Origin of the sequence: Scytonema sp. HK-05 (assembly GCF_963872035.1) — a bacterium.
GTDB lineage: Bacteria > Cyanobacteriota > Cyanobacteriia > Cyanobacteriales > Nostocaceae > Kalymmatonema.
This window is the reverse complement of record NZ_CAWMYC010000092.1, coordinates 166230-184980: the sequence shown is the minus strand read 5'-3', so window position 1 is coordinate 184980 and position 18751 is coordinate 166230. Positions and strand designations below refer to the sequence as shown.

The following is an 18751-nucleotide window of genomic DNA, read 5'->3' as shown; positions in this document are numbered from 1 at the left end:
TCTCCATGTCAAACTCAGCTAGTCCCGTCGAACGCGCCGTCCTGATCACCATCATTGGTGAAACAGTGCTGAAAGACCGTATTGTCAAGCTGCTGAAAAGCCATGATGTCAGCGGCTACACCATTAATCAAGTACAGGGTGAGGGTGGGCATGGAAGACGCTTGGGAGATATGGCAGCCTACAACACCAATATTGAAATCAAGACCATTGTTTCATTAGAAGCATCTGATGCTATTTTATCGGCACTGAAAGACGAGCGGGGCGGACACGCTTTGATCGCCTATCGACACAATGTAGAAGCTTTCTTTTAACTTGTTGACAAATTTTTTGACAAAATTTTTAATTATTTCGCGCAAAGACGCAAAGGTACTATACTTTGCGCCTTTGCGCTTTGCTAAGAGAGTTCCAAATTAACCAAATTAAAAAATATCCAACTTTTTTTGTGGGATGGGCTTCTAGCCCGTCCTATTAACTGGGCGGGCTTTCCGGCCCACCCCACTGTTAGGGGGTAATTTATTTGTTGGAAATCCCTAAAATCTTTCCACCGCCTCAAACTTTTTAGCAATCTCACCCATAGCGTTTGCTGCTTCACCACAAGTGCGTGGAGTTGGAAAAATCTTACCTGGATTCGCCAAACCTTTAGCATTAAATGCTTGTCGTACCCATTGCATAGTTTCTAAATCAGCTTCTGTGAACATTTCCGGCATATAGCACTTTTTATCTGCACCTATGCCATGTTCTCCAGAAATGCTACCGCCGACTTTGACACAAAGCTTAAGAATTTCTCCTCCGACTTCTTCTACCTTTTCTAATTCACCAGGAATGGAATTATCAAACAGAATCAATGGGTGAAGATTGCCATCACCAGCATGAAATACATTAGCAATCCGATACCCATATTTCAGACTTAATGCTTCAATTTCTGCTAATACGTAGGATAACTGAGTGCGTGGAATAACACCATCTTGTACATAATAATCTGGACTGACATGACCTGCTGCAGCAAAAGCTGCTTTACGTCCTTTCCACACTTTCAAGCGTTGTTCTGCATCAGTGGCAATTGTGATGTTTCGCGCACCGTTCTTTTTACAAATTTCCGCAATGCGCTGTTTATTTTCCGCAACTTCTACAGCTAAACCGTCGATTTCTACTAATAAAATAGCAGCAGCATCACGGGGATAACAATTCGTGCAAACCACATCTTCCACAGCATTGATGCTGAGGTTATCCATAATTTCCATACCACCAGGAATAATTCCGGCGCTGATGATATCGGAAACAGTTGCACCTGCTGCTTCAATGCTGGTAAAGTCTGCTAAAAGCACACAAATTGATTCTGCACTTTTGAGAATTCGCAAAGTAATTTCTGTAGCAATTCCTAGTGTCCCTTCAGAACCTACAAATACACCTGTTAAGTCATAACCAGGCATTTCAGGAATTTGTCCCCCCACATCTACAATTGAACCATCAGGAAGGACGAGTTTCAATCCCAAAACGTGGTTGGTTGTGACACCGTACTTCAAACAATGCACCCCACCAGAGTTTTCCGCCACGTTACCGCCAATTGAGCAAATGATTTGGCTGGAAGGATCGGGAGCGTAGTAAAACCCAGCACCACTCACAGTTTGTGTTACCCAACTGTTAATCACTCCCGGCTGCACAATAACTTGCTGATTTTCCAAATCAACTTTAAATATTTGCCGCATTAAAGAAGTGACAATCAAAACGCAATTCTCGACTGGTAACGCGCCACCAGATAAACCCGTACCAGAACCGCGTGCGATGAAGGGGATGGAGTGGCGATCGCATATCTTCACTACCTCTGCAACTTGTTCTGTGGTTCTTGGCAATACTACCACAGCCGGACGCTCACGATAGCTAGTTAAACCATCGCACTCGTATGTAATGAGTTCTTCGCGGCGTTGGACTACGCCATTTTTGCCAACCACAGCCTCAAATTGTTTGATGATGGGTTTCCAGTTGCGTTGTTGTTTGTCTTGGGTGAGCATAGGTGGTTTTGTCCTAGGGAGAGATTTCCTGACTCCCGATAAAGATGCAGCTACAGTAGGTGCTAATAATTTATATATTATCTGGGTCTACTGCTACATAGAACTTATCCATAGCTGTACAAGACAAGTACTTACTCTACCATGTGCTGTATTTATCATAGGATGCCAAAGATTGCGGTTAACGGCTGTTCTTGCAACAAAAATAGGCAAGCGAGAGAAGAGTTGCATTTACAGCTTGACAGACTAATAAGCTCTGCTTCCCAATCAACTAACCTAGATATAGCGCTCTTAAGTGGTGGATAAACTTATGGTGGAGCAATTTTTAATCAATAATGATGATTACTATGTCCCAGATGCCAACCAGCTAATAACTGAAGATGACACGCCTGTGGATAATTTTGCTTCTGCTAAACAACAACGTCTCTTAGTTGGCTCTCTTTACAGTTCTTTACAAAATCAAACTTTTCTAGCTGAAGCCAATGTTGGCATTTATTATACAGACCTTCAGCCTCCCATAGTACCCGATGTTTTCCTCAGCTTAGATGCCCAAGTCCTTGAAAATTGGTGGGAGAAGCAAAATCGTTGTTATATGGTTTGGCGTTTTGGCAAGCCTCCAGAAGTTGCAATTGAAATTGTCTCAAACAAAGAAGGTGATGAACTAGGGAAAAAACTAGGAATTTATGAACATATGCGAGTGAGTTACTACATCGTATATGACCCCACTCACCAATTAGGAGAGGAAGCGTTACGGATTTATGAACTTAGGGGAAGGCGCTACTTTGAAACGACAGAAACTTGGCTAGAGCAAGTTGGGTTAGGTTTGACACTTTGGCGAGGACAATTTGAAGGTAGGGAAGATGTTTGGTTACGTTGGTGTTATCAAGATCGTGTTGTTGTCCCAACTGGAGATGAGCGTGCTTCTCAAGCAGAACATCGTGCTCAATTGCTAGCAGAAAGACTACGGGCTATAGGGATTGACCCTGATACTCTGTGAAAACCTCTTCGGTAGAAATATTTTCTGAAACGTTTGTACAGGGAGCGTTCACATATTCCTCAATAGCTTTTTTCCACTTTAAATATCCTCGACCATTTAAATGCAGTCCATCCTCTGTATAAGAAATATCTAATTTATGCTCTGAATCCGATAAATGAGAATAAACGTCTATATATTGATAAGAAAACTCTTTCGCTAGATTTTTCAGATGTAAATTTAGCTGTAGTATATTATTGTTATCTTGCCAGTAACGAGTCGTCTTGTTATTCACTGGTAAGACGCTTTGAATAAATACTTCTGTATTCGGGAGTTTGTTTTGAAACTCAGTCAAAATAGCAGAGTATACAAGTATGATTTGTTCTATAGTTTTAACAGTCTTATTTATACCAAGCAGATCATTAATACCTGCCATTAAAAAAACTTTCTCAGGTTGCGACGCTAATATCGTGTCTAGGCGATTTAATATCAAATCTGTTGTGTCACCACCAATACCACGGTTTTTTATATTAGGGTTTTCTAATAACTCTGACCATTGACCTTCTTCAGTCAAACTATCTCCTAAAAAAATAATGCCTAAATGGGATTTAGGCAGCAATTCAAACTGACTTTTTTTATGGAGATAGTATGGATCGTAATATTCTTTTTCAGATTTTTTCCGATAAACTTTTTTAGATAAATATTGAAAACCACCTTTTTTAATAAAAAATAAAATACTAATCAAAAAAAATAAAAGATTCAGTATTGAAGAAGTAAACAGTAATAAGATTGTGGCTTTCTCGTTCATATTTTTGGTTAAATAAATACCTTGCCTTTTCTTTTAGTTCTGCGTTCTTTCTTGTTCAATAAAAATAGCTCATGACTCATAATAAGCATGAGGACATTTTTTATTTGAATTGATGTACTTTAACAGATTATTTAGATAAGATTAGCACATTTACGGAAAGCATTTATGAAAAATCAATGAATTTATGCACGTCATGCCATACTTCTTCCAATAAATTAGGACTTTCAGCATCAAACCACTTAATCTGAGGATATGCTCTAAACCAGGTGCGTTGCCGCTTGGCAAATTGCCGTGTGTGTAAAACAGTTAATTCTTTTGCTTTCCCTAAAGAAATATCCCCAGCCAAATATTGCTTGATTTCTTGATATCCCAAAGTATTAAGTAAAGGTAAATCAACACCATATTTATGGCAAAGATATTCTACTTCTGCTACCAAACCATCTGCAATCATTTTCTCTGTACGCTGTGCAATGCGATCGCTAAGGTGAGCAGGATCACAATCTAAACCTATTTGCAAAATTGGATAATCCGGCGGATTCTCTCCTTGCTGCTCAGAAATTGGGCGACCAGTCACATAAAATACTTCTAATGCTCTTAAAGTCCGCACGGGGTCGTTGGGATGAATCTTTTGTGCTGCAATGAAGTCAACTTGTTGCAACATAGCGTACAATTGCCTTTGGTCAAGTGATTCCAGTTGCGATCGCAATTCCTTGTGTGGTGCAACTCTAGGAATCTTCATTCCCTGTGTTATTGAACGTATGTATAAACCAGTACCACCAACTAACAAGAGAGGGGGATGAGGAAGATGTTGCTTTCTCATCTCCCCCGTGTCCTCTTGTCCAATTGTTGGGGAAGAAGCAATTAACCCTTGTGCTTGCTCTTGATAATCTGCAACCGTCATCATGTCTGTAGGGTTGCAGATATCTATTAAATAGTGCTGCACTAACTTTTGTTCAGATACTGTAGGTTTAGCGGTGCCAATATCAAACTCACGGTAAACTTGACGGGAATCTGCACTAAGAATTATTGAACCCAGGCGCATCGCCAAATCTAACGCCAATCCCGATTTCCCTGTTGCTGTTGCGCCACAAATCACAATCAATTTAGTCATGAGTCAATAGTAAGCGTGAACACTCAACACTCAATAGTAATCATTGATAAGTGATTGGGTATATCCCCATCATAAACTTCTCTTCAGATTGCTCTACAGTCGCCATCAAGCCTTTTGTGTTAGAATTTTGGAGTGTTTTTCTATTTAGCCCCTTTGGGCGAGTTTAACCCCACGTAACAGGAGAATTTTCATGACGAGCAGTTACAGTGCCGCTCAGATTCAAGTTCTGGAAGGTCTGGAACCCGTCCGCAAAAGACCGGGAATGTACATAGGTTCCACAGGTCCGCGAGGGCTCCATCATTTAGTTTACGAGGTGGTGGACAACTCGATAGATGAAGCTTTAGCGGGTTACTGCACCCATGTGGAGGTGGATCTCAACGCTGATGGTTCTGTAACCGTTGTAGATGATGGTCGGGGTATTCCCACGGATATTCATCCGCAAACGGGAAAATCAGCATTGGAAACTGTGTTAACCGTACTGCACGCTGGCGGGAAATTTGGTAGCGGTGGCTACAAAGTTTCTGGAGGATTGCACGGTGTTGGTGTTTCCGTAGTCAACGCCCTGTCCGAGTGGATAGAAGTGACAGTTTGGCGAGATAAAAAGGTTCATATCCAGCGCTACGAACGGGGTATTCCCGTCACAGATCTGACAGCAAAGCCCTCTAAAGAAGACCGTACTGGAACTTCTGTTACCTTCAAACCAGACTCCCAAATCTTCACGACCGTTACAGAATTTGATTACACTACTTTAGCAAGTCGCCTACGCGAATTAGCATATTTGAATGCTGGCGTCAGAATTACTTTTACTGATAACCGTCTGGAACTACTTAAAAGTGATACACCCAAGGTAGAAACCTACGAATACAAAGGTGGTATTAAAGAATATATTACCTACATGAACAGTGATAAGCAGCCATTGCATGAAGAAGTTATTTTTGTGCATGGAGAACGCAACAATGTTCAAGTGGAAGTTGCGTTGCAGTGGTGTACTGATGCTTATACAGACAATGTGTTGGGCTTTGCCAATAATATCCGTACGGTGGATGGTGGTACGCACTTAGAAGGTTTAAAGGCGGTTCTGACTCGTACCTTGAATGCGATCGCCCGCAAGCGCAACAAAATCAAAGATAATGAACCCAACCTCAGCGGCGAACATGTCCGCGAAGGTTTAACGGGTGTGATTTCTGTTAAAGTGCCAGATCCAGAGTTTGAAGGGCAAACCAAAACCAAACTCGGTAACACGGAGGTGCGGGGAATTGTGGATTCTCTGGTGGGAGAAGTTCTCACCGAGTACCTGGAATTTCGCCCCGGTGTTGCTGATTCCGTATTAGATAAAGCCATCCAAGCCTTCAAAGCCGCAGAAGCCGCCCGTCATGCGCGGGAATTAGTACGCCGCAAATCAGTGCTGGAATCTTCGCCATTACCTGGAAAATTGGCAGATTGCAGTTCCAGAGATCCTAAGGAGTCCGAAATTTACATCGTCGAAGGGGACTCGGCTGGTGGGAGTGCAAAACAAGGACGCGATCGCCGATTCCAGGCAATTCTCCCCCTACGCGGTAAAATCCTGAACATCGAGAAAACTGACGACGCCAAAATCTATAAAAATACTGAAATTCAGGCGCTCATTACAGCACTCGGTTTAGGAGTTAAGGGCGAGGAATTCGACGCATCGCAACTGCGCTATCACCGTATAGTGATTATGACTGACGCTGACGTGGATGGAGCGCACATCCGGACTCTGTTGTTAACTTTCTTCTATCGGTATCAAAGGGCGCTGATTGAGCAGGGGCATATCTACATTGCTTGTCCTCCACTGTTTAAAGTAGAGCGGGGACGGAATTATTACTATTGCTATAGCGATCGCGAACTGCAACAGCGCCTCGCTGAGTTTCCCGACAACGCCAATTACACCATCCAACGATTCAAAGGTTTGGGTGAAATGATGCCAGAACAACTCTGGACAACCACGATGAACCCAGAAACTCGTACCTTTAAGCAAGTGGAAATTGAGGACGCCGCCGAAGCTGATCGCATTTTCACGATTTTGATGGGCGATCGCGTTGCACCCCGGCGCGAATTCATTGAAACCTATGGTTCTAAACTCAACTTAACTGATTTGGATATCTAATAGAACCGTGTTTTCGCTTTAAATAGCCTGATATGTTGTCAGGCTGGTAATGAGTTTTAAATCAACAGTCAATGGTCAAAAGCTTCTGACTATTGACTCTTTCTTTTCGATTTGTGTTTGGGAGGCAATATTCCGCCAAAACATCAACATATTTTCTAGAGATTCAATCTATGTCTTAAGCCTAAGGGACGATTTCATACCGAGTTGCGTTCAAAGATATCACGCAATTGTTGGCACAAGGGGGACAAGGAGAGAGGCTAAGATGTATAAACGTGACTTAGTATCAGTTAATTTATTAAATTTAGTTAAAATTTAGAGATTTCGTTTAACAATACTTTAACAAACCATATAAGCATGAAAGCGAGCAAAAGCATTTTAATAAAAGCATTGTTTAGCGTTATGAGTGCGGGTAGTCTCGTTGCTTTGTCTGCTTGTGGTCAACCTAGTGTAGATAATACAACCGCTCCTGAGACTGCGGCAACTCCTGCAAATGTTCCTACCGCTGTTCCTCCAATTGCCCAAACTCCGACTACCCCAACAGCAAGCAAAAATTTGGCTCAATTAGCACAGTCAGCATCAACTCAGGGGTCTTTTACAACGTTAAGTAAAGCATTGCTTGCCGCAGACTTGACTAAACAAATGGTTGAACAAGGACCTTACACAGTCTTTGCTCCTACGGATGCTGCTTTTGCGGCTTTACCAAAAGGTACAGTAGACAATCTTCTCAAACCAGAAAACAAACAACAATTAGTCAAGCTTCTGGGCTACCATGCTATACCTGGACAAGTGACTTCCAGCCAACTGACATCCGGACAAGTCAAAACAGTTGAGGGAAGTCCTGTGACACTAAAGGTTAATAGTACCACCAGTACAGTTACCGTGAACGGTGCTAAGGTCATTCAAGCAGACATTCCAGCTAGTAACGGTGTCGTTCACGTAGTGGACAAAGTCATTCTACCTCCGAATTTTCCAGCGAGTCTTGGCTCTAATTAAACAAACAAGGCAGCCATTTATTAATCAGGGTGTAGGGCTGTATGCCTTCGCTCCTTGCACCCCTACTAAAAACTTTGGCAATCTAGCTCATAAAGTTTAGATAGAAAATATTCAAAGTTACTTCTTCCAATTATAAAAATTGTTTATTATTCAAATTTGAGACAATAGCTGATTTCTGAAGCAATGAGTATTAAATATTACAATTGCTCGCCCTGCTCAATGCAAAGTATATCCGTATATTGTTGTTAGATTTATCTGACTCGCCACCGCAATATCTTGCGAAAAGCTGCTTTATGTAAGGGCTTGCCGAACATGGTTCGCTCTACCCCACTCCAACGCCCACGCCCAACTTCATCCCATTTTCCCAACATTGCCAGCAAGCAAAAAGGGAGTGGTACTATTAGCCAAAGTTATCAGACAATGGCGATGAACTCCCAGGTAGTCTTGTTAAATATGTTTCTCCAGCGCCCTGTAGCAGGCTATAGTATATTTTGCATTCGTTTTATGAAATTGGGCGTTAAGTAGGTTAATATCGATAGTCTTAACTGTCAAATCCTTTTTTAATTGATTAAAATAGCTTTGTATACAATAAGAAAAGTTTGTCAAGATTCATAAGGTGGAAATTTCAACAGTGCGCTAACGTGTGATTAAGACCGGACTGGCTAGATCGAAAAGTTGCTTAGCCATTTAGCTGATTGTGCTAAAGTCTTGACTCCTAAGTTAAGGGAATTGGCAGAATAAAGTTAAGTGAGAGCAAAAAACCACCAGCGTTATTCAATTTGCATTCATGGTGCCTATGGTACGCCTAATTGAAGAAAGCACAAAGCCGCCTTAAACAAGCCTTTTCTGACTAGGTTTTCGTCGTATGACGAACGGAACTCCACTCGGTAACTTGTGAAGAAAGTGTAAAAATTGGTATACGCATTTTTCTCACTTGAAGCCAAAAGATATGCTGTTTCAAAGTAAAGATTGTTCTACGTAATACATTGAACGAGATGTCAGCAGGTGTACCTAACATTAATTGAAATGAGAATACCACTGCAATTCCAAAAAGTTTTGGAGAAAATACAAAAGGATGGGTGTCTTTTTCAATGTCTTAAGTTTCGTAGAACACGCTTAAAGTTGCTTAATGACTTCATGATTAGCACACAAACACAGTGCAATTTCTGTGAAACAGGCTACAATCGGAACAGTCTTTACAAAAGAATCTCCCAACAGTCATATTCATTTGTATGGAGTAGTAAATTTTTTTTTAGCAGTCGGTCGTCTTTTTTAGACCAGCTAGTTAAAACGGATGTTGCTCGGCAACATAGATGGCGTTGACTAAGAATAGGAATTTCCCTTCAAGGAGGCTGCCCTTACAGGGTAAAACTCCATGAGGAAGGTGTCAAAATTCCTACAAAATCTTAGGCAAAATAACCAAAAACCCTGTTTTCTGTTGGTATACAGCTCACTTTAAGAGCGGCAAACACATCTTAAGTAATTGATTCTGCAAGGAGCATGAGGAACGCGGCATGAACCAGGCTAACAACGTACTCGAAAATATACATCAGCCTGATGAGCTAGAAATAATGAATCAGCCTGAGATTGACTTAGAAGAACTCTTGATTGACGACGAAGAGGACTTGCTGATCAACGATGAAGGCGAACTCGATGAATTTTTAGAGCCTCAGTCTGATGAGGACGACGCAAAGTCTGGGAAAGCCGCTAAATCGCGTCGTCGGACTCAAACTAAGAAAAAGCATTACACCGAGGATTCGATCCGCCTTTACTTACAAGAAATAGGTCGAATTCGCCTGCTTCGTGCAGACGAAGAAATTGAATTGGCACGGAAGATTGCCGATTTACTGGAATTAGAGCGAGTACGCGAAAAACTTTCACAGCAGTTAGCTCGTGAGCCTAAGGACAGTGAATGGGCAGAGGCAGTACAAATACCCTTGCCACAATTTCGTTATCGGCTGCATGTTGGGCGCAGAGCGAAAGACAAGATGGTACAATCTAACCTGCGCCTTGTAGTTTCAATTGCTAAAAAGTATATGAATCGAGGCTTGTCTTTCCAAGACTTGATTCAAGAAGGCAGTCTTGGTTTGATTCGCGCCGCCGAAAAGTTTGACCACGAAAAAGGCTACAAGTTTTCTACATACGCAACATGGTGGATTCGTCAGGCAATCACGCGTGCGATCGCTGATCAATCCCGGACTATTCGCCTTCCGGTTCACCTGTACGAAACCATTTCCCGAATTAAGAAAACGACTAAGCTGCTTTCTCAAGAAATGGGTCGCAAACCCACCGAGGAAGAAATCGCCACTCGTATGGAAATGACTATCGAGAAGCTGCGGTTTATTGCTAAATCGGCACAACTGCCGATTTCACTAGAAACGCCTATTGGGAAAGAAGAAGACTCTCGACTGGGCGATTTTATTGAGTCGGATGGCGAAACCCCAGAAGACCAAGTTTCCAAAAATCTCCTACGGGAAGATCTGGAAAAAGTCCTCGACAGCCTCAGTCCCCGTGAACGTGATGTTCTCAGACTGCGCTACGGTTTGGATGATGGTCGCATGAAGACCTTAGAAGAAATTGGACAAATTTTCAATGTGACTCGCGAACGAATTCGTCAAATTGAGGCGAAGGCACTTCGTAAGTTACGTCACCCGAACCGCAACAGCGTTCTCAAGGAGTATATCCGTTAATTATTAATTATGAGTCATTTGTTATGACTTTTAGACAAATGACTCATAAGTGCGAAAAAAAACAAAGACACTAAAAAACCTGGAGGTACTAGCGACTTCCAGGTTTTTTAGTTATTCATTTATCTATTAGTGCTAGGCAATCCGTAGTCTTACAACTTACAGAATACCCCAGAAGTGTAGGAAACCCTGACCAGTAAACAGTTCAATCAAAGCGGCTGCTGAAAAGCCAATCATTGCTAAGCGACCGTTCCAATTTTCTGCTTGAGGTGTGAAACCCCAACGCCAAGCATTGCGATCTTCGATCACGGGAGAAGTAACTTTTGTTGCGTTTGTCATGGTTGGCACTCCAAAGAGAATTCCCTAAGTTTCGTTACCTTTAGTTGATTATTTACAAGCAATCCGTAGTCTTACAACTTACAGAATGCCCCAGAAGTGTAGGAAACCTTGACCAGAGAACAGTTCAATCAGAGCTGCTGCTGAAAAGCCAATCATTGCCAAGCGACCGTTCCAAATTTCTGCTTGAGGTGTGAAACCCCAACGCCAAGCATTGCGATCTTCGATTACGGGAGCAGTAACTTTTGTTGCGTTTGTCATCGTCGGCACTCCAAGCTGAATAGTTTAAGGTCTGTTACCTTATGTAAATAAATATAACAAACTTCTTTAAGAAGTGTCATATTTTTTATAAGATTCTTAGATTTTTCTGACTCATAGTTTATTTTCCGCTAAATAAATATCTTTAAGGTAACTGAGAGTTCCTAACAGCACCTCTTGCTCTACCGCTACATTAATCCTCTCCAAAACAGGACTTCCTTGGCTTTAAAGGCGGGTAAGGCTGTCAATAAGTACGAATAATTGAGAATCGCCGCTTTAAAGCCTCCACCACAGATATCTGTGGGTGTCTTAAGAGTACACGCTTTGGAAGTCCGTCCTGTTTTGTCATGGTTTCACTCAACCCTTTCTTTGTGTACACTCACCATAAGTAAGTCGGCGGGAATAAACAGAACTACGTTACAAAATGTAAATGCACCTGAAACTGGCACCCTAGACTAATGAGTAATGACTAATGACGGTCATCTCCTGTCGGAGACGCTGCGGGTTAGCGCAGCTCCTCCGTTAGGAGGCACACGAGTTAACTTTAATTGTGCCGACCTACTTAAAAGGGGTTTGGAATTGACAAGAGCGAGAATTCACTTCCCAGTTTTGGCATACTTTTGATTTCCGACCCCTATTAATGAGGAGTTGTACTGGGCTCTACCCTTTTTTAAATAAGGTTTAAGCATTATGAAACCAGAAATAAAGTTCAAACAGACATGCTTCCTACTACTTCCGTTAGTGATTGCACAGGTTGGTGTAGCTCAAATGCCACAACTGTTAGCCGCGCAAGGGGCGATCGCGCCGCCTCAGGTTCCTAACAACTTGAAAGTGCCACCAAATCAAGTGCTACTGCTTGGAGAGAGGGCTACAGGAGTGCAAATTTATGAGTGCAAAGCTAAATCAGGCAACGCTAACCAGTTTGAGTGGACATTTGTGGCACCCGAGGCTAAACTGCTTGGCGAGCAAGATAACAACAATATCAAGCACTATGCTGGTCCTACTTGGGAGGCAAATGACGGCAGTAAGGTTGTAGGTCAGGTGAAGGCAAGTTTTGACTCACCCAGTCCCAATGCAATTCCTTGGTTGCTGCTCCAAGCCAAATCCCACGAGGGCAATGGGATACTTAGCAAAGTAACATACATCCAACGGGTGGATACTGTAGGTGGCAAACCCCCGGTTCAAGGATGTGATCGTAAGAGTGTAGGCACCCAAAAGCGAGTAAATTACACTTCTGACTACTTCTTCTATGGCACAGCTCCCTAAAAAGTATTAGTAGGGTGGGCACTGCCTACCAATTAGCCAGAATGATGGGCATAGCCTCCCTACACGCTTAGTCGTTAGCTCTTGCATTACGAGTGCAGTTCGACGATACAAATGATTTTTTCTTCGCGATTAAGTTGAAGGATACTTTCACCTGTGACATCTTTGCCAAGGGTGGGAATTATTTCCACTCCAAGGCGTACTAGGCGTTGATGATTGGTGACTAGCGCCACCTCAGCACCTGCAGTTGCTCGTACTATTCCTGCTAAAATGTCAGTTTTGTTGGTGAATTTAAAGGTCTGAGTCCCGATATCGCCTCGATTCGCTGAGCGCAAAGCACTCACTGGCATACGTTTAGCGTATCCCAATTGAGTGACCAGTAATAGGTTTTCCTTCGTGCTTGAGGTTACAAAACCAACCATCTCTTCTTGCTGACGTAGGCGTAAACCTTGCAGACCCATAGCAGTGCGACCCATAATGGGGAGTTGATGATCATTCACCTCAAACTTCAAAACTCTCCCACCCGAACTTGCTAAAACCAGATGTTCACCCGCCTGAGTGAACTGAGCTGATAACAATTCATCACCATCTTTAAGTTTCAAAATGGTAATTCCGCGCCGGGTGAGATTAGTCAATTCTGTCAGGGAAAAACGCTTGATTCTTCCTTGCTTCGTCAGGAGAACCATCTCGCTATCTTCTGGGTGTTCAGGCAGTACAAAGCGGTTAATAACAGCTTCTTGAGCACCCTGAGCAGAGTTCGAGAGCAAGGTAATCAATGGTGTTCCCCGTGCAGAACGTCCATTGGTGGGAGGAATATCTGCCACATTCACTGGGTAAACCTTGCCACCACTGGTCAGTACCAGCAACTCTTTTGCCGTGTCGGTCAACACGGTTTGGATGACGGTGTCATTATCAGACGTACCGTTGTCAGTTCTTGCCTTCCGGGCTGAAGGCTGACGACGTACATATCCCCGGTGGGTAAATTCTAACACCACTTCTTCTGAGGGTGCTTCCAACAGGGGATTCTCGATTTTCAATTTTGGACTCTCTGTCTGCTCCTGTACTCCTGTGCTTTTGCTCTCCCCTATGATTTTGGTACGACGGGCATCGTTGTATTTGCGCTTGAGCGATCGCAAATCTTTTTTCAGTGATTTGAGTAACTCGCGTCTATCATTAAGTAACCTCTGCAACACCTGAATCTGCTCATTGAGCTGCTCATACTCTTTGTGTAAGTTTTGCTGTTCTAAATTGGTTAAACGACGCAATGGCATAGCCAAAATCGCATCCGCCTGCACCTCACTTAAATCGAGTCGGTTTTGCAGGCTCATTTTTGCCGTAGTGCCATCAGCCGCACTGCGTAATATCTCTACAACCTCATCTACGTGAGAAAGTGCTTTGAGTAAACCTTCAACTAGATGCAGCCGGCTTTGAACCTTAGCTAACTCATAAGAGTAGCGGCGGTTAAGTGTCTGCTCTCGGAAACTCAAAAACTCCTGTAACAATTGACGCAAGGTCAGTTGACGCGGTTGTCCATCCACCAAAGCTAAGAGAATCGCCCCAAAGTTACTTTGCAAAGCGGTTTGGTGATACAAATTCTGGAGAACTTCTTGGGGGTTGGTATCGCGTTTTAGTTCAATCACGACGCGCATTCCCTGGCGATCGCTCTCATCTCGCAGATCTGCAATTCCCTGAAGACGACCTTGATTCACCAGATCCGCGACTTTCTCAATCCAACCTGCCTTATTCACTTGATAAGGCAATTCTGTCACCACAATTGCTGTCCGCCGCTTGCTACCTCTGGTAGCGGTAACTTCCTCAATTTGGGCGACTCCCCGCAGCACAATACTACCTTTACCTGTGGTATATGCTTCTTTGATTCCAGAGTTACCGACAATTTCACCACCTGTGGGAAAGTCTGGTCCGGGAATGATCTCAAATAACTTTTCATCGGCTAAGTCGGGATTATCAATTAATGCGATCAGCCCATCTACCACTTCCCCTATGTTGTGCGGTGGAATATTCGTCGCCATCCCCACAGCAATACCAGCACTGCCATTGAGCAACAGAAATGGCAACTGTGCTGGCAGTACAGTTGGCTCTTGCTGGGAATTATCGAAGTTACCGATAAAGTCCACCGTTTCTTCGCCAATTTCTGTCAGCATTCCCTCATGGCTGATCGATGCAAGGCGCGTTTCTGTGTAGCGCATCGCCGCTGGCGGGTCATTATCTACGCTCCCGAAATTCCCATGTCCTGCCAGTAAGGGATAGCGACTGGAAAACTCTTGTACCAGCCTGACCAAGGCATCATAAACCGCTTGGTCGCCGTGGGGGTGGTATTTACCTAACACGTCTCCCACCACACGCGCACACTTACGATAAGGTCGTTCTGGCGTCAGACCGAGTTCGTGCATGGCATACAAAATGCGCCGATGAACTGGTTTTAAGCCATCTCGCACGTCTGGTAACGCCCGCCCGACAATGACACTCATGGCATATTCTAGGTAAGACCGTTGCATCTCGGTATGCAAGGCTGTGGTAATGACCTGTCCCTCACAGAGAAGGTTTAATTGTTTTGCCATGAGTTTTTTTCCCTATATTTCCACTACACAAAATTTGCCGTTAATGAAGACTGCAGCAACCACAGCATAACGGATGAAATACTCTTCATTACAGAATCTTGATAGTCACAGGATAGAAAGCAGTAGTATTATCCTTGTTGACCGAGATTTATATTGATTATTTCAAGCATAGGCACACTCATTGTTTTGATTAGGTGCTATTCCCCTTCTCGGACACGTGCGCCTTTAGTTAAGATGAGCTAACAAAAGTCAAATTCTCATGAAAACTGTTTTGATTGTCGAAGACGATCTGATTAATGCTCGTGTTTTTTCCAAAATTTTGACCAAGCGAGGTGGCTTGGAGGTGAAACATACTGAAAATGTGGAAGAGGTCATCGAAATTGCCCAATCGGGGGAAGTTGACATTATCTTGATGGATGTTTCTCTGTCAAGAAGTGTTTACCAAGGTAAGTCTGTTGATGGTATCAAAATTACACAAATGTTAAAATCCGATCCCCAAACAGCTTCCTTACCTATTATTTTGGTAACAGCACACGCTATGGAAGGCGATCGCGAGAACTTTCTCAAACAAAGCGGTGCTGATGGCTACATCTCCAAGCCAATTGTTGACCATCAACAGTTTGTTGACCAAATCATGGCAGTACTACCTAAACAGGACAACTAAACGCACAATTTGGAGCCCAAAAGAATGTCCACCCGACGGTAAACTGCACCTAGCACATTTCCATAGTAGTGTTCTTGAAAGAAGAACACATACCTGGAGTAGCCCAATCCCAATATATTTGTTGGGCTACTGCTTCTTTTACAGAATAATATATATGTACTATTAGATGAGATTTTGAGCAAGTGGCTGCGTCGAACATCAGTCGCAGAAGGCAGCCAGACAACAACTATGTATTCCCCCTCATCTTCCTCATCTTCCTCATCTTCCTCATCTTCCTCATCTTCCTCATCTTCCTCATTGCTACAAGTCCCGTGTTCGCTATTGTGGAATACTCTGTTGCCTGATTGTAGGAGCTGATGGTTCTTCACGTTGTTGGAGAGCAGCTTGAATGCCCGGTAATTCTAAGAATTTTTTCGTATCAGACAGCAGGCGTGCGCCCCAGAGATTTTGTTTGAGAAAATCTACATTAGCGTAGCGCTCATCAATGCGGATTGCAGCTTGTCCCATTGCTAGAGCTTGTTGCTGGTCGCCTTTGGTATACAAAGCGACTGCCAATGCGAGTAAAGGCTCTGCCGCTTGTTTCTCAATAGCAACAGCGCCCTGCCATTGCTTAATTGCGCCCTGGATATCGCCCTGTTCGTACAAAATTAACCCAACATTGTTAAGGGCGGGCCAGAATTTTTTGTCAAAGGAGACTGCTTTTCTGTACTGAACGACCGCGTCTGGAAGTTTACTCAGCATATAGTAAGCATTGCCCAAATCAAACAATCCCTCTGGATCGTTAGGTTTTAACTTCAAACCCTCTTGATAGTAGTTGGCAGCCTCTTGATACTTTTGCTGCTGAAAGTAAGCCGAACCCAAAGCGAACTGAACATCGCCATTTTTAGGGTTGAGAGATTGTGCCTTTTTCAGGGCTTTGATTCCCCCATCCAAATCTTTGGCTTGCAAATACAAACCACCTAAGAGAAACCAGACTTTATCGTTCTTAGGAGCGAGTTGTGATGCCAACCGCGCTCTTGGTAAAGCTAGTTCAAACTGTTGAAACTGCGCTAGTTGGGCTGCTTCCTTTGCCAAACCTAACCCTTGCTGTTCCAATTTTGCTGCATCAAGTTGCAGTGTATGAGGTACCAGTGCTTGTGCATTTGCCGGTTGAGGTAAACTACACAAACCACAGACAACCAAAAGAGAAATTAAACCAATCCGTTTAGGCACACTACCGCCTCTTTGCCAAGAATGAAAGAATCTTTCAGCTAGCTTAAACGATTTCCCTGGTTGACGGCAGCAAAATTTTACAGACGCAAGAACTTACAATCCAGAACTCAGAATTCCGCAGCTAGGAACTCAGAATGCCCCTCCGGATTCTTCTGGTAGCTTTTGAAGCTGACTTTCCATTTGAACGGACAGTATTTTTATTGAATTTTGACTCTAAGCATTGACCTTGACATTGTTATAACATGGGATTAAATTATTAAGTAAGTTCTTACTTATTTATGGCTCGTATACCCAAAATTACCAATGAGCAAATCTTGGAGGCAGCGCGTGAAGTTTTTCTAGAAAAAGGCTTCAGCGGTTCAACTTTGGAGATTGCGGCACGCTCTGGTGTTTCTGAAGCGTCAATTTTCAAGCGCTTCTCAACCAAAGAAGAATTGTTCTTCACTGCGATGGGAATTCCAGAAACACTTGTATGGGTGAACGAGCTTGAAACTCTTGTTGGCAAGGGCAACCTCAAAGAGAACTTAATTCAAATCTGCTTACGGATTCTGGAATTCCACCGAGAGGTTATGCCTCGAGTCATGATGCTGCAATCACGAGGGAAAATCCCAACACCTGAAATACCAAAGCCAAAGCTTATTCAACATGTCAATGCACTAACTGCTTTTTTAGAGCGTGAGATGAAACAAGGCCGCCTTCGCCATTGCGATCCCAAAACTATTGCTCACCTCTTACTAGGATCTCTGATGAATTATGTTTTGTCAGAGCATATAGGAATTCAAGTAAGTATGCCCACTACTGAGCAAGAGTTCGTGCAGTGTCTTGTAGAAATTCTTTGGCAAGGAATCGCACCAGTCAAACATGAATAGGGTGACACAGCCAAATCTTTTTTTTAGCCTATTAATAAGTAAGCACTTACTTTTAAATTAGGGAGTTGAATTCTATGATGTTGCGTCGCACTGCTGTTCTAACAGTTCTGTTCTTCTGTCTGGGTAGCACTGTTGCTTGGGGTATACCATCTCAGCTTTTTAAGATATTCATTGCACAAATATCAAATCAAGCGTTAGGTTTTGAACTTGGTCAAGTTGAACTGATTGCGGCACTTAATCTCACACCGGAACAACAAAAGCAACTTGACATTGCTTTCAACCAGAATAAAGAGCGAATCAACCAAAATCAGCAAGCAGTGGAGCAAGCGGTTCTTGAGTTGGAAGCACTTATAGAAGGTACAGCCACACCAAACCAAATTCGCTTTAAACACAGGCAGGTTCAACAGTTGCGGCAACAGCTTGAAAATACATACTTTGAAAATATGTTGGCAATGCGAGCAGTGTTGGCTCCAGAGCAACGTCGTAAATTGTCTGAATTTGTACACAAGCATAAAGCGACTTTACACAATCAGTCTGCTGAAAACCAAGATGATTTTCATCTTCTACAGATTTAATGATTGTAATAGAAAGCCCTCAAGTTTCTTTAAGCAAAGCAAAAGATGATCCTCGGCAATTAAAAATTTTACAATACTGGAGCCATTTCGCTGTGCTTTCATTCTGGCTGTGTTTGTACAAAAATTTGCTACTTACGTAAGATTTTCAGTGTCCATAATAACTGAAAAAGTCACCCATTCAGGTGAGGTCATAAATTACCAAGAACCAATATTATAAAGGAAAGTTAAGTCAGTATAATTTTACATATTCATATAGTTGTTGACTTATTAATAACTCTATTTTATTCAT

The 18751-nt window shown here is 42.8% G+C and carries 18 protein-coding genes; 10 read left to right on the top strand and 8 right to left on the bottom strand.

The annotated features are described in order from the left end of the window. Positions 1 to 5 precede the first annotated feature (5 nt). Positions 6 to 311 (top strand): P-II family nitrogen regulator, encoded by a 306-nt coding sequence (locus AACT52_RS13020; RefSeq protein WP_073626686.1) that lies wholly within the window; start codon positions 6 to 8, stop codon positions 309 to 311. 219 nt (positions 312 to 530) lie between these two features. Here AACT52_RS13020 and glcD read toward each other — a convergent pair whose 3' ends face one another. Next, the gene (gene glcD / locus AACT52_RS13015; protein ID WP_073626684.1) at positions 531 to 2009 is read right to left on the bottom strand and encodes a glycolate oxidase subunit GlcD; all 1479 of its coding nucleotides are present in this window, start codon (positions 2007 to 2009) and stop codon (positions 531 to 533) included. 307 nt (positions 2010 to 2316) lie between these two features. Between glcD and AACT52_RS13010 the strand changes: the two genes are divergently transcribed. Then, entirely contained in the window at positions 2317 to 3003 is a 687-nt protein-coding gene (locus tag AACT52_RS13010; RefSeq protein ID WP_073626682.1) for a Uma2 family endonuclease, read from the top strand. On the opposite strand, the gene AACT52_RS13005 is transcribed toward AACT52_RS13010, so the two are convergent. Together AACT52_RS13005 and miaA are read right to left on the bottom strand one after the other, a co-directional pair. Then, on the bottom strand, positions 2975 to 3787 hold the full coding sequence (locus AACT52_RS13005) for a GDSL-type esterase/lipase family protein (protein ID WP_073626680.1): 813 nt from the start codon (positions 3785 to 3787) through the stop codon (positions 2975 to 2977). The genes AACT52_RS13010 and AACT52_RS13005 overlap by 29 nt on opposite strands. 163 nt (positions 3788 to 3950) lie before the next feature. Further along, positions 3951 to 4898, bottom strand: coding sequence for a tRNA (adenosine(37)-N6)-dimethylallyltransferase MiaA (miaA, locus tag AACT52_RS13000; protein ID WP_073626678.1), 948 nt, complete (start codon positions 4896 to 4898; stop codon positions 3951 to 3953). Positions 4899 to 5088: 190 nt separating this feature from the next. Between miaA and gyrB the strand changes: the two genes are divergently transcribed. The 4 genes from gyrB to rpoD all read left to right on the top strand — a co-directional run bounded on the left by gyrB (position 5089) and on the right by rpoD (position 10709). After that, complete coding sequence (gene gyrB, locus AACT52_RS12995; RefSeq protein WP_073626676.1) at positions 5089 to 7026, top strand: DNA topoisomerase (ATP-hydrolyzing) subunit B; 1938 nt, start codon at positions 5089 to 5091, stop codon at positions 7024 to 7026. A 354-nt stretch (positions 7027 to 7380) separates the two neighbouring features. After that, positions 7381 to 8019, top strand: coding sequence for a fasciclin domain-containing protein (locus AACT52_RS12990; RefSeq protein WP_073626674.1), 639 nt, complete (start codon positions 7381 to 7383; stop codon positions 8017 to 8019). 312 nt (positions 8020 to 8331) lie between these two features. Continuing rightward, entirely contained in the window at positions 8332 to 8544 is a 213-nt protein-coding gene (locus AACT52_RS12985; protein WP_143172692.1) for a hypothetical protein, read from the top strand. A gap of 989 nt (positions 8545 to 9533) precedes the next feature. Next, a complete protein-coding gene (gene rpoD, locus AACT52_RS12980; protein WP_073626672.1) occupies positions 9534 to 10709 on the top strand; it encodes an RNA polymerase sigma factor RpoD in 1176 nt (391 codons plus the stop codon). 156 nt (positions 10710 to 10865) lie between these two features. On the opposite strand, the gene AACT52_RS12975 is transcribed toward rpoD, so the two are convergent. Both AACT52_RS12975 and AACT52_RS12970 read right to left on the bottom strand, forming a co-directional pair. Continuing rightward, the gene (locus tag AACT52_RS12975; RefSeq protein WP_073626670.1) at positions 10866 to 11045 is read right to left on the bottom strand and encodes a high light inducible protein; all 180 of its coding nucleotides are present in this window, start codon (positions 11043 to 11045) and stop codon (positions 10866 to 10868) included. A gap of 78 nt (positions 11046 to 11123) precedes the next feature. Then, positions 11124 to 11303: a chlorophyll a/b-binding protein gene (locus AACT52_RS12970; RefSeq protein WP_073626669.1), complete on the bottom strand. Its 180-nt coding sequence runs from the start codon at positions 11301 to 11303 to the stop codon at positions 11124 to 11126. Between the two features lie 687 nt (positions 11304 to 11990). On the opposite strand from AACT52_RS12970, the gene AACT52_RS12965 reads away from it, so the two are divergent. Continuing rightward, complete coding sequence (locus tag AACT52_RS12965) at positions 11991 to 12566, top strand: DUF3455 domain-containing protein (protein WP_096549355.1); 576 nt, start codon at positions 11991 to 11993, stop codon at positions 12564 to 12566. 86 nt (positions 12567 to 12652) lie between these two features. On the opposite strand, the gene gyrA is transcribed toward AACT52_RS12965, so the two are convergent. Beyond that, a complete protein-coding gene (gene gyrA, locus AACT52_RS12960) occupies positions 12653 to 15142 on the bottom strand; it encodes a DNA gyrase subunit A (RefSeq protein WP_073626667.1) in 2490 nt (829 codons plus the stop codon). 259 nt (positions 15143 to 15401) lie between these two features. Between gyrA and AACT52_RS12955 the strand changes: the two genes are divergently transcribed. Next, a complete protein-coding gene (locus tag AACT52_RS12955; protein WP_073626665.1) occupies positions 15402 to 15806 on the top strand; it encodes a response regulator in 405 nt (134 codons plus the stop codon). Here AACT52_RS12955 and AACT52_RS12950 read toward each other — a convergent pair. Continuing rightward, positions 15803 to 16174, bottom strand: a complete 372-nt coding sequence (locus tag AACT52_RS12950) for a hypothetical protein (RefSeq protein ID WP_143172691.1) — start codon at positions 16172 to 16174, stop codon at positions 15803 to 15805. The two genes, AACT52_RS12955 and AACT52_RS12950, sit on opposite strands and share 4 nt — an antisense overlap. Next, on the bottom strand, positions 16125 to 17018 hold the full coding sequence (locus AACT52_RS12945) for a tetratricopeptide repeat protein (RefSeq protein ID WP_073626663.1): 894 nt from the start codon (positions 17016 to 17018) through the stop codon (positions 16125 to 16127). The genes AACT52_RS12950 and AACT52_RS12945 overlap by 50 nt, the downstream gene beginning before the upstream one ends. A 278-nt stretch (positions 17019 to 17296) precedes the next feature. Between AACT52_RS12945 and AACT52_RS12940 the strand changes: the two genes are divergently transcribed. Next, complete coding sequence (locus AACT52_RS12940; protein WP_073626661.1) at positions 17297 to 17887, top strand: TetR/AcrR family transcriptional regulator; 591 nt, start codon at positions 17297 to 17299, stop codon at positions 17885 to 17887. Positions 17888 to 17961: 74 nt separating this feature from the next. Further along, a complete protein-coding gene (locus AACT52_RS12935; protein ID WP_073626659.1) occupies positions 17962 to 18462 on the top strand; it encodes a Spy/CpxP family protein refolding chaperone in 501 nt (166 codons plus the stop codon). The last annotated feature ends 289 nt before the right edge of the window (positions 18463 to 18751 follow it).